The sequence below is a fragment of the Limnohabitans sp. genome (assembly GCF_044361645.1).
In the GTDB taxonomy this organism is placed as follows: domain Bacteria; phylum Pseudomonadota; class Gammaproteobacteria; order Burkholderiales; family Burkholderiaceae_C; genus Limnohabitans_A.
Map to the genome: position 1 here is coordinate 1 of NZ_JBIKIL010000126.1, position 10,997 is coordinate 10,997.

The window sequence follows — 10,997 nt, forward strand, 5'->3', positions numbered from 1 at the left end:
TTGCGTTTGGACAGCGAGTTGGCGTCTTTTGGCTTCACCCATTTGGTGACCTCTGTAAATCCGTTGAAACTGGCTACCAGTCTAGCTTGCGGCCGGTTTATGCAACGTCAACTGCCGGAAATAGGTTAAATCGTCACGCGCCTCAGATGCCGCGCCAAGCCTTCGCAAATTGAACAACTTCGTCGGCCACGGTCTGGCAAGCCTGCACGGCTTCAGGCACAGCCGGGCTGTCGGGGCCACCAAAGGGTTTTTGTGTGACGTTGATGGCCGCGCCATAAGGCGTGGGCCATCCGCGCAGGGTGTGGATGATGTCACGCATCGAGGACAAGGTGGTGCCCATGGCCTGCGGCCCGTGCGCACAAACGATGCAACCCACGGCACGTCCGCTCAGGTACACCTGCTCGTCGGCACGCATGTCTTCGATGAAGTCGATGGCGTTTTTCACCAGACCCGAGATACCGCCGTGGTAACCCGGTGTGGCCAAGATGACGCCGTCAGCGCGGCGCAAGGCCTCCACCAAGGCGAGCTCGGCGGGGCTGCGCTCTTGGCGGCCGGGGTCGTAATGCGACAGCAGCAAATCGGGGCCGGCAAACAACCGGGTATCGCAGCCCAATCTGCTGGCATGGGCCAAGGCGATTTTCAGCGCTTGTTCGCTGGAAGAGCCGTCGCGCAGGGTGCCGCCCAGGCCGACGATGAAGAGGGGTGGAGTCATGAGCTTCTTTGAATGCAGGGGCATCTTGGCACACGATTTCTGGCATTAAATCAGCGAATACCCCTGTTGATCATGTCAAAAAATAAGAATACAAAGTTCATTCCGCTTGCACCTGCAAGCGGGGCACCATTTCAAAATCTACAGGAGACATCATGACCCACCGCATGCGTTTTGGTATTTTTCTTGCCCCGTTTCACAAGCCCGGCATCAACCCCACCTTGGCCCTCGAGCAAGACCTGGAGCTGGTCCAGTGGCTTGACCGCTGCGGCTACGACGAGGCCTGGCTGGGTGAGCACCACTCTGCAGGCTCGGAAATCAGCGCCAGCCCCGAGTTGATGATCGCGGTATCGGCCGAGCGCACCAAGCACATCAAACTGGGCACGGGCGTGGTGAGCATGAGCTACCACAACCCCTTGTGGGTGGCCGAGCGGATTGTGCAGTTGGACCACCTGACACGCGGTCGCGTCATGCTGGGCATGGGGCCGGGTTCCTTGCCCAGCGATGGCGCTATGATCGGCGTGTCGCAAAAAGACAGCCGCCGCTATTTGGAAGAAGCGCTGGGCGTGGTGACCCAGTTGCTGCGCAGCGAAGAACCCGTCAATTTCAAAAACGAGCGCTGGGAATTGCACGATGCACGCTTGCATTTGCGGCCCTACTCCAACCCCCTGTTTGACATCGTGGTGCCGGCGGTGGCTTCCCCCACCGGCCCCAAGTTGGCCGGCATGCATGGCGTGGGTTTGCTCTCGATTGGTGCCACCACCGCCGCGGGCTTCGACGCCTTGGCACTGCATTGGAGTGTGATGGAGCAACAAGCCAAGCACTACAACACCCAAGTCCACCGCAACAAATGGCGCTTGGTGGGCTTGTGCCACTGCGCCGAAACCATGGACCAGGCTTACCGCGATGTTGAATACGGCATCGAGCAATGGTTCGAATACTTCCAAGCCGTGGCAGCCTTCCCACAAATGGCGATGCCGGGCAACAACGTGAAAGAAATGATCTCTTTCATCAACGACTCCGGCTTTGGTGCCATCGGCACGCCCGATATGGTGAACGCACAAATCGACCGTTTGTGGAAACAAAGCAATGGCGGCTTTGGCGCTTACTTGCTGCTGGCCCATAACTGGGCCAACTTTGACGCCACACGCAAGAGTTACGACTTGATGGCCCGCCATGTGTTCCCGCAATGGCAAGGCCAAATGGCCACGCAGGGCGCAGCCGAACGCGCGCGCGCGGCGCGTCCAGCCTTGGCCGAAGTTCACGCCAAGGCGGTGGAAGACGCAACCACTCGCTTTGCAGCAGAAGTGGCAGCGCGTTAAGGGTAAACAACGACGACCTCAGACATGCCGGTGCCTGGCCTTGGTGAAGGCCAGCGCCATTGACCGCCTTGTGTTCTGATTTTGTATCCACCGTGGCGCATTTCGCGCCATCACCAAGACTTTGCAGCCCACCGCAGTATCCGCTCAGTGCGTCTTTTTGCTCAGCATCTTGTGCCCCAGCGCAGCAATTGGGCGCTCCTGCTCTTGCGCACCTTCAGCGCCTGAAACTTGTTCTTGAGCGCACAGCGACTTCGCCCTGCAGACTGCGCAAATTCGCACAGCAAGCGCCTGACCCAAGCATTGCTTTTGCGCTTTTTTCCACTCTTGAGCTTGTCAGGCGAGCCAAGATGGTGTGCATGTACAGCTCAGTCCATTCTCTGTCTGTGTGCTTGGCGCTGCGCATGAAGGTGTTGCGCTGTCGCCTTATTCGGCGCTTTTGTTGAGGCGCTGTTGCTGGGCCAAAGCCCCCATCAACACCCCCCACTGCCAACGTCTGCCGCCTGATCACGCCTTGCGCACATGCGCTTGCAGTCCCCGGCGCGGAGCCGGGCCGATGGCGGGGCCATAGCCCAGCCGCGTCCACATCTGCACCGTGTGCCCGCGCTCGGCAGCCCCCAGCAAGTGGTGCACGGCCCTGTAGTGCGCGGCCTGCTCGGGGTATTCCTGCAAGGCCTGCGACAAAGGGTGCATGGACAAGCCCTGCGCTGTGGCGGCGAGTTGCGCGCGCACATAGGCACGGCCGGTTTGCAGCTGGGTGATGCGGTCGTTGCGCTCGGTGCTCAGCCAAAAATAAGCCGGGGTGCTGGAAATGGCGGCATTGAAGCGTTCCAACTGGCCTTTGATCTCCGAACTGTCCGGCGCTGAGGCTTTGGTGCGGTCAAACAAACCCAAGGCTGTCAGGGTGCGCACCATGGGTGAGTTGAGTGAAATGCCGTCGCGGTGCTGCGCGATTTCTTTAGGGCCAATGCGCAGCACATGGTAGGACTCCAACAAAGTGCGCGGCGTGACTAACTCGGTGTGCCAGGCGTCCATGGCGATCTGCGCATGGCGGGCCATGGCCGCGCCGTCTCCCTGGGTGACCAGGCCCAAAGTAACGGGCAAACCCTTGACGCTGTCGCGCACAGCCTGCAAAGCAGCGGCATCGGGCGTGCGTGCTTCGTACACACCCCTGTGCGTGTGGCGTTTATAGACTTGCGCAAACAGTGGATCGGGCTGCACTTGCGCATCGGGCACCAGGCGAATGTGGGCGGTGGGCCGGGTGTCGGGGGCCGTGGCGCTGAACTCGCCTTCGGGGAATGGCGTGACCTCGGTGCGGTAGCCGCGCTGGCGGGCGGCCAGGTCCAGCACTTCGATGAAGGTGCCTTGGCTGATGACCAGCTGACGCGACAGCGGGTCGGTCTCGGGCAGCAGGCGGCTCATGTCCATGCGCAACACGATGGTGTCGGGCGTGTCCAAGTCCACCAGCCACGACTGCAGGTTGTGCGCGTGTGGGGCCAGCAATGCGTGTGACAAAACCCAATGCCGGATGGCCAGCTTGAGCGCCGGAGCTTGCCAGGCCGCGATGGCCTCGGCGGGCATGCTGCTGTCGCAGCCGCTCAAACTGGTCATGCTGGCTGCGGCGATGAAGCCGCCGCCGGCAATGCGCAACAGGTGTCTTCTGTTCATGGTGTTTCTCCTGAGGGATGAATGAGGTGATGAAGATTGTCTGAACCCATTGGCCATTGCACAATTGCATAAATTCGATCACCAGCTATTCACTTATGAATAAGTCAAACTTCAACTGGGCCTTGATCCCCTCCTTTTTGGCGGCCCTGCAGCACGGCAGCCTGATGGGCGCGGCACGCGCCACGGGCGTGAGCCAGCCCACCTTGGGGCGGCACATTGCCGAGCTGGAAAGCCAGTTGAAGCTGCTGCTGTTTGAGCGCACCGGGCGCGGCCTGCAAGCCACCCCCCACGCGCTGGATCTGGCTGAGGCGGCACGCGCCATGCACGCGGGCGCGGCCGATTTTTCACGCCTGGCCTCGGGGGCCGGGCAATCGGTGCAAGGCAGCGTGCGCCTGTCGGCCAGCCAGCCGGTGGCTTGTCATTTGCTGCCGCCCATTCTGGCGCGCATGCGCCAAGCCTTGCCACACGTGTCGGTCGAATTGCTTGTGAACAACTCGGTGAGCAACTTGTTGCTGCGCGAGGCCGACATCGCCTTGCGCATGGTGCGGCCCGAACAAAACAGTCTGGTCACCCGGCAAATTGGGCAAGTGCGGGTACGTGCCTTTGCCAGCACCGACTACTTGCAACGCCGGGGCACACCCCAAGTGCCCGAAGATTTGGTCCAGCACGACCTGATCGCAGGCGACACCAACAGCGAGATTGAACAAGGCTTTGAAGCCATGGGCTTGCCGGCCAGCGCGCTGCACTTTGGGCTGCGCACCGACGATCTGAATGTGCAATGGGCCGCCGCGCGGGCCGGGCTGGGCATTTGTTTCATGGGCGAATACCCGCTAGAGCCTGACCCCAACATCGCTGCCGTGCTGCCCATGATCGCCCTGCCGGTGCTGCCTGTTTGGCTCACGGTGCACCGCGAACTGCGCACCAGCGCCCGCATCCGGGCGGTGTATGACTTTCTGGGCGATGAGGTGACAAGGGCCTTGCAAGGGCCGCACCGACAGGGGCTTCGCGGATAGGCAATCCAAGCACATGCGCACGAACTGGAACTGGAACTGGATTTTGGGCATCACAAGCCACCTGGCTGCGCCTGCTTGAGCACTGGCGTGAGCAAGTGTTCAGACACAGTTGCCCGAGATTTGTGCCAGCCCTGGCAACTTTCCGATGCATGGGCAGTATGGGCTCGGGTTGCGTGGGCTCGCCAGCCGCGCCCCGTGGCCTCCTCGGTCGCAGGCGCACTGTTTGGCGCGGCCTGCGCGGCACCCGTTTGCCCTGGCCCTGACACGGCCGCTTGGGCCACAGCCGCAGCCCGCTGCGTTGAATGTCCGCTGGCCCCGCACTACGCTGGCCGGGGCGCAGGCATGGGCTGGTAGCGCAGGGTCGCACAAATGACGCCGTGGTCGGTGCTGCCATCGGTCTTGGGTTCGCCCATGTCCAGGTGGTCGTTGACGATCTGCAGACCATCAAACAACCACACCCGGGTTTTGCTGTGGTCGTAAAAAGCCTCGCTCAACAAAATATGGTCCAGTGATTCGCGAATGCCCTTGTGCACATGGGTGTAGTACACGTCGCGGGTGTCGCGGTACTGCTGCAAGGTCTGGGCGGTGTAGAGCGCGGTGTCGCGCCCACCCAAGCGCCCACCGGTCAGATAGGTCGGCTGTTCGGTCAAGATGTTGGCGGTGTTGCTGTGCTGCCCGTCGTTGATGTCCCCCAGCACCACCACCGGTTCGGTGCTGCCCTTGGTGGCCTCAGTCACCATCCAGCGCAAGGCGGTGGCCTCAGCGGTGCGGCGAATGGTGGAAATGGCTGCCCCCAATGCGCCCGCGTGCGGCGCGTACACCTCGCGCTGGCTTTTGAACCAAGCTTGGCTGGCCACCTGGGTCGGCGCCTTCGATTTGAAATGGCACACATAGACCCGCACCGCCGGTGCCTTGGGGTGGGGCTTGACGCTGAACTGCAGCACCGGCCGAGAAAACCCATCAATCGCCACCGCAATATCGGGCGTCTGCGCGTCGTCGCCGCCCGACGTCAGGCGCAATGCCTTGGGAAACTGCGCCACCCAGCTGGGCTGGCCGCGCAGCCAGCCTTTGCGCACCAGCGCCGCACACACAATGCGCTGGCCCGTGGCGTTCTCGGGTGTCAACAGCTCGTAGGCATCTTGCAGGCCCGCACGCTCCACCATGCGCTCCAGCGAGCCGCGGTGCCACAGCTCTTGCAGTCCCACCACGTCGGCCTGCAGGCGCCGAAGCAACTGGGCGCCCCAGTCCAGCTTGGCCTCGTAAGCAGCCTTGCTCCAGCCCTCACGGTTGCGGTACATCGGCAAGCCGGGCTCGTTGAGGTTGAACAAATTGAACGACGCAATGCGCCAGCTGCGGGTGGTGGCCATTTCAACTCCTCCTGACTGGGGTGACGGCACCATTGTGGGCGATCCAGCCGCGCGCGTCATCCCCCATAAAGGGGCGCTTTTTTTGCGCGCCTTCGGCTTGCGCACCTTGACCCACCGCTGCCTGGGCCTCATCACACAGCAGCGGCGCGCGTGCTGGCGCGGTGCGCGGTGGCTCGGTCTGTGCCTTACCCGCTTGCACTTTGCCAGCCGCTTGAGCCTCAAACAGTGCAGTCAGCCCTGCCCTGCCCTGAGGCGCAAGTTGAGCACCAGCACGCCGTCCCACTTGCGGCAACCCAAGCAAAACGGCCCCGGATTCGCTCCCATGGCCGTTTCTTGGTCTTCTTGATCTCAGCGAATCAACGCTCAGGCCCTCACACCCTTGGCGTTCTCCACGTACTCGTCAATCTGGTCGAAGTTCAGGTACTGGTCGATCGCCACACCATCTTTGTTCACGATGCCCATGGCATCAAAGTACTCGGCCAGCGTGGGCATGTGGCCCAGCTTGGACACAAGCCGGTGAGGGTGCGCAGCCGGCCCCGCAATGGGATCAAAAGTGCCAGGGCACAGCGGACTTTAGGCTTAATCAGCGCATCAGTGGGCGAGGGGTAAAACAGCGAGATGAACATCGCTGCGAGGCAGGCTGCGCCTGACACAACTCAAACCCGGTCAAACCGAGACTTCTCGGGCAACAGGTGCAGAGCAAGCACCCAAGCAGACCTCTATATATTGATTAATTATTGATGCTTGCCGTTGCATAAACCAGTGCTATAGTTTCTGTCATCTGCTTGGATTTCCTGTCCCTTGTCTTGTCCAAAGATGCCAAGGAAAACCGAAATTTTCAAGGCACTCCTGTCAGCATGCGCCCCCTGTACTGTGAACCCACCCCCCTAAGGAGACAAGAATGGATTTCAAACAACACCTGATCGGCGGTCTGACCCTGCTGGGTTTGCTGGGCCTGGCACCGATCGCTCAGGCGCAGAGCCTGGCCGACCTGCAGCAGGACCACGCCACCCCTGGCAACGTGCTGACCTACGGCATGGGCTACAACAACCAGCGCTACAGCGCGCTCAAGCAAATCAACTCGGGCAATGTGGCCCAGCTGCGGCCCACCTGGGCCTACAGCCTGAACAACCCGCAAAGCCAAGAGTCGCAGCCCATCGTGCACGAAGGCGTCATGTATGTGACCACCCACAACACGACGATGGCGATCAACCCCCTGACAGGCAGGCAGATATGGAAGCAGGACATCGAGCTGCCCCAGGATGTCTTCAAGATGGCCTGCTGCGGCATTCTGAACCGTGGCGCAGCGGCCTTTGACGGCAAGCTCTACCGCAGCACGCTCGACGCCCACGTCATCGCGCTCGACATGAAAACCGGCAAGCAGCTCTGGAAAAGCAAGGCGGCCGACTACCTCAATGGCCAGGCCATGACCAGCGCGCCATTGGTTGCCAACGGCGTGGTCATGACCGGCATCGCCGGCGGCGAATACGGCACGCGCGGCTTCATCGACGGTTGGGACCCGGCCACCGGCAAGCAGCTCTGGCGCATCTACACCACCGCGGCTCCCGGTGAAAAAGGCGGTGATACCTGGCCCGGCGACACCCACACCAAAGGCGGCGCACCGACCTGGCTCACGGGTGTCTACGACCCCAAACTCGACCTCGTGTACTGGGGAACGGGCAACGGCGGACCCTGGAATCCGAACGTGCGCAAAGGCGACAACCTCTACATCAACAGCGTGTTGGCGTTTCGACCCAAAACCGGTCAGCTGGTCTGGCATTACCAGTTTTCCCCCAACGACCCCTACGATTACGACGCCACCGAAGTCGGCATGCTGGTGGACATGAAGGTTGCCGGCAAAGACCGCCAGGTGCTGGCCCAGGCCAACCGCAACGGGTTCTTCTATGTGCTGGACCGCGCCACGGGTGAGCTGCTGGCCGCCAACCCGTACGTCAAGGTCAACTGGGCCGATCGCATCGACCTCAAGACCGGGCGCCCTGTGCCCTCGGCCATTGACGCCAAGGCGCGGGCCGGCGAGGACGTTGAAATCTTCCCCTCGGTGCTCGGTGGCAAGAACTGGACCCCCATGTCCTGGAACCCCGCCACCGGCCTGGCGTATGCCAACACGCTCAACATCAGCTGGCCCTACCAGCTGGCCAAGCCCGAATACAAAAAGGGCGAGTGGTACCTGGGTGTGAATTTCCGCGGCGTGAACATGCCCAAGGACGCACCGCACGGCTACCTCAGCGCCATGGACCCCATGACGGGCAAGAGCAAATGGCAAATGGCCTGGCCCGGCCAGCCCAGCATGGCAGGCACCCTCTCCACGGCGGGCAATCTGGTGTTCACGGGCGCGGCCACCGGCGAGTTCATGGCCGTGGATGCGAGCACCGGCAAGAAACTCTGGGAGTTCCAGACCGGCTCGGGCATCATCGGCCTGCCCGTGACCTGGGAGCACCAGGGCAAACAGTATGTGAGCATCGTTTCGGGCGCAGGCGGTGTCTGGGCGCTGCTGGGTGACGAGCGCATGGCACAGGTACCGGGGGGCGGCTCACTCTGGACCTTCTCCCTGAACTGACGGCATGGGTAGGCACTTCCGCCAAATCCTGACCGTGCTGAGCTGCTGCGCAGGCCTCTTCGGGCCTGCGCTGGCACAGGCGCAGACCCCGCGCTTCGACCTGGAGGCCATCGAAAAAGGCCGCGCCCAGTACCAGCGCACCTGCGCCCAGTGCCACGGCCGCAACATGATCACCCCGGGCACCACGGCGTACGACCTGCGCCGCTTTCCGGTGGACCAGCCCGAGCGCTTCGTGCAGTCCGTGACCCAGGGCAAAGGCAGCATGCCGTCCTTCAAAGACGCCCTGGACAGTGAAGCCGTGAAACACCTTTGGGCCTATGTCGGCTCGCGTGGTGGCAAGGAGCCCTGAGCATGATGACCTGTCTTTTTCTGCGAACACCCCAGGCGGGTCGCTGCGCGGCCTTGGCGCTGCTGGGCCTGTTCACGCTCAACACGGGCTGGGCCACCCCGCTGAAGGTGTGTGTGAGCGACAGCAACCCGCCCTTGTCGGTTGAGCGCAAAGGCGTGGTCAGCGGCTTTGACGTGACAGTGGCCAAGGCCATTGCCACAGGTATGGGGCGCGAACTGCGCATTCTGGCGTTCGAGTCCGAACTGGAAAAAGAAAGCCTGCTGACACACGAGGTCAACGCCTTGTTGTCGGCGGGTGTGTGCGACCTCGTCAGCGGCTTCCCGCTGCTGGCATCCGACCTCGGTGCACCCACCCGTGCAAGCGCCAAGACACCGGACTACCCCGGCGCCAAACGCAAGCGCGAGCGGCCCTTTGTCGCGCTGGGCACCCTGGTGGCCAGCCAGCCCTACCAGGGCACGGCGATTTCGGTCGTGCAACGCAGCGGGCAGGGACCGGTGCGCAGCCTGGCCGATCTGCGCGGCCGCCGGGTGGGCGTCGTGGCGGGCTCGCTCGAAGGTGCCATGGTGGCGATGTACCGCAACGGTGAACTCAGCCGCAGCATGGTCTCGCTGTCGCAACGCGAGGACAGCTGGGCGGCGCTGGAAAGCGGTCGCATCGATACCCTGCTGGTCACCTCCACCGCCTTTGACGCTTACCGCCAGCGCCCTCAGGCCACTGGCCTGGAGGCCGCTGAGTTCCAGCGCTCGGTGGGCATCAACCTGGGCTTTGTGGCCCTGGCCAACAAGCCCGAGGTGCTGGAAGCGGCCAACCGCGTGATCAGCCAGGCAGGCGCTTCTGGTGAGCTGACCCAGTGGGCGCGCGAGGCCGGCATGCGCTGGCAGGCACCGTCGCTGCCCGCCATTGCCAGCGGCCTGTCACTGCCCGACTTGTTGGCCGACTGAGGCGACGCCAAGCGATCAGGCGCATTCAGGCGGGCCATTGGCGTGCTCTGCCCCTCCCTGCCACCGCCCTTCAATCCGCTTCCCGCGCCTCGATCGGCAGATGCCGCACACGACCCCTGCCAGCCACCAGCGTGCCGCGCACAAACACCATCGGTAAAGTCAGCCAGCCGGTCCATATCTTCAACGCGTTGCGCAGCGCCATGGCGAGAAGCAGCTGCCCAGCTCCAGGCACTCTTGCGGTACGCCTGCAGCGTCCAGCGCTTTGCGGGCGCGACCCACCATCAGGTTGCCCGACATGCCCGCCACCACGCAGGCGTGCTGGGCCAGCGCTGACTGCACCTGCTGGGACAGGTCCTGGTGGAGACCGGCAATGGAGGCTCGAATGGTTGGGTGGATGGCGACTTCTTTAAAAATAGGCCGTGGCATGAAAACTCCGGTTGCACCAAATATGGACTGTGAGCGCAGTCGCCTGGGCCGACCTCGACCTCGACCCTGAACTTGTAGAAATTCGCGCAAGGCCAAGGATAGGAAATCCAACCGCATGTGCACTTTTATGACCTGGGTTTTGGACATCACAGGCCTTCAGGCTGAGCCTGCCTGAGCGCTTGTTCAGGGCCAGTCGCCCGAGATGTTTCAGTTTGAACATTTTTGGACAGGGCCAGACGCAGCCCTGCCCCGCAGCGTTGGCCATACCGCTGTTGCCGCACCTGACCAACTGACACGCTGATCGACCTCAAAGTCTGGCGCCAGTTGGGCCGCCTCCTCCCAATCGGGCTCCACCTCAACACCATCGCCCATCGGCGCATCGCAGCCGTCCCACAGCGGCAGCCCGCGAGCTGGGTTGATACATCGCCAAGCTCGGGCTGTGCCGTGCCCGTGCCTGAGCTTTGGCCTGAAGCCAGTGCCACCGCCGCAGTCAGCAGCGGTGAACCTATTTCCGGCAGTTGACGTTGCATAAACCGGCCGCAAGCTAGACTGGTAGCCAGTTTCAACGGATTTACAGAGGTCACCAAATGGGTGAAGCCAAAAGACGCCAACTCGCTGTCCAAACGC

General features: G+C 62.6%; 11 protein-coding genes. 5 read left to right on the forward strand and 6 right to left on the reverse strand.

Features of this window, described 5'->3' with window-relative positions; all coding sequences use genetic code 11:
• Positions 1 to 142: 142 nt before the first annotated feature.
• On the reverse strand, positions 143 to 712 hold the full coding sequence (locus ACIQ39_RS16160) for an NADPH-dependent FMN reductase (RefSeq protein WP_396435630.1): 570 nt from the start codon (positions 710 to 712) through the stop codon (positions 143 to 145).
• A 152-nt stretch (positions 713 to 864) separates the two neighbouring features.
• Between ACIQ39_RS16160 and ACIQ39_RS16165 the strand changes: the two genes are divergently transcribed.
• Complete coding sequence (locus ACIQ39_RS16165; protein WP_396435631.1) at positions 865 to 2,031, forward strand: LLM class flavin-dependent oxidoreductase; 1,167 nt, start codon at positions 865 to 867, stop codon at positions 2,029 to 2,031.
• 504 nt (positions 2,032 to 2,535) lie between these two features.
• Here ACIQ39_RS16165 and ACIQ39_RS16170 read toward each other — a convergent pair.
• Entirely contained in the window at positions 2,536 to 3,696 is a 1,161-nt protein-coding gene (locus ACIQ39_RS16170) for an Acg family FMN-binding oxidoreductase (protein ID WP_396435632.1), read from the reverse strand.
• Between the two features lie 95 nt (positions 3,697 to 3,791).
• Between ACIQ39_RS16170 and ACIQ39_RS16175 the strand changes: the two genes are divergently transcribed.
• Entirely contained in the window at positions 3,792 to 4,709 is a 918-nt protein-coding gene (locus tag ACIQ39_RS16175) for a LysR family transcriptional regulator (RefSeq protein WP_396435633.1), read from the forward strand.
• A 320-nt stretch (positions 4,710 to 5,029) separates the two neighbouring features.
• On the opposite strand, the gene ACIQ39_RS16180 is transcribed toward ACIQ39_RS16175, so the two are convergent.
• Both ACIQ39_RS16180 and ACIQ39_RS16185 read right to left on the reverse strand, forming a co-directional pair.
• Positions 5,030 to 6,076 (reverse strand): endonuclease/exonuclease/phosphatase family protein, encoded by a 1,047-nt coding sequence (locus ACIQ39_RS16180; RefSeq protein ID WP_396435634.1) that lies wholly within the window; start codon positions 6,074 to 6,076, stop codon positions 5,030 to 5,032.
• A gap of 363 nt (positions 6,077 to 6,439) precedes the next feature.
• Positions 6,440 to 6,586 carry a hypothetical protein gene (locus ACIQ39_RS16185; protein ID WP_396435635.1) on the reverse strand — a complete coding sequence of 49 codons (147 nt, stop codon included), beginning with the start codon at positions 6,584 to 6,586 and terminating at the stop codon, positions 6,440 to 6,442.
• Positions 6,587 to 6,977: 391 nt separating this feature from the next.
• Between ACIQ39_RS16185 and ACIQ39_RS16190 the strand changes: the two genes are divergently transcribed.
• The 3 genes from ACIQ39_RS16190 to ACIQ39_RS16200 are packed head-to-tail and all read left to right on the forward strand — an operon-like array spanning position 6,978 to position 9,944.
• Entirely contained in the window at positions 6,978 to 8,654 is a 1,677-nt protein-coding gene (locus ACIQ39_RS16190; RefSeq protein WP_396435636.1) for a PQQ-dependent dehydrogenase, methanol/ethanol family, read from the forward strand.
• Between the two features lie 4 nt (positions 8,655 to 8,658).
• Positions 8,659 to 9,003, forward strand: a complete 345-nt coding sequence (locus tag ACIQ39_RS16195) for a c-type cytochrome (protein ID WP_396435637.1) — start codon at positions 8,659 to 8,661, stop codon at positions 9,001 to 9,003.
• Positions 9,004 to 9,005: 2 nt separating this feature from the next.
• On the forward strand, positions 9,006 to 9,944 hold the full coding sequence (locus ACIQ39_RS16200) for a substrate-binding periplasmic protein (RefSeq protein WP_396435638.1): 939 nt from the start codon (positions 9,006 to 9,008) through the stop codon (positions 9,942 to 9,944).
• 70 nt (positions 9,945 to 10,014) lie between these two features.
• Here the strand turns inward: ACIQ39_RS16200 and ACIQ39_RS16205 are convergent, their stop codons facing one another.
• The gene (locus tag ACIQ39_RS16205; protein ID WP_396435639.1) at positions 10,015 to 10,146 is read right to left on the reverse strand and encodes a hypothetical protein; all 132 of its coding nucleotides are present in this window, start codon (positions 10,144 to 10,146) and stop codon (positions 10,015 to 10,017) included.
• The gene (locus ACIQ39_RS16210; protein WP_396435640.1) at positions 10,125 to 10,370 is read right to left on the reverse strand and encodes a hypothetical protein; all 246 of its coding nucleotides are present in this window, start codon (positions 10,368 to 10,370) and stop codon (positions 10,125 to 10,127) included. The genes ACIQ39_RS16205 and ACIQ39_RS16210 overlap by 22 nt, the downstream gene beginning before the upstream one ends.
• Positions 10,371 to 10,997: the final 627 nt, after the last annotated feature.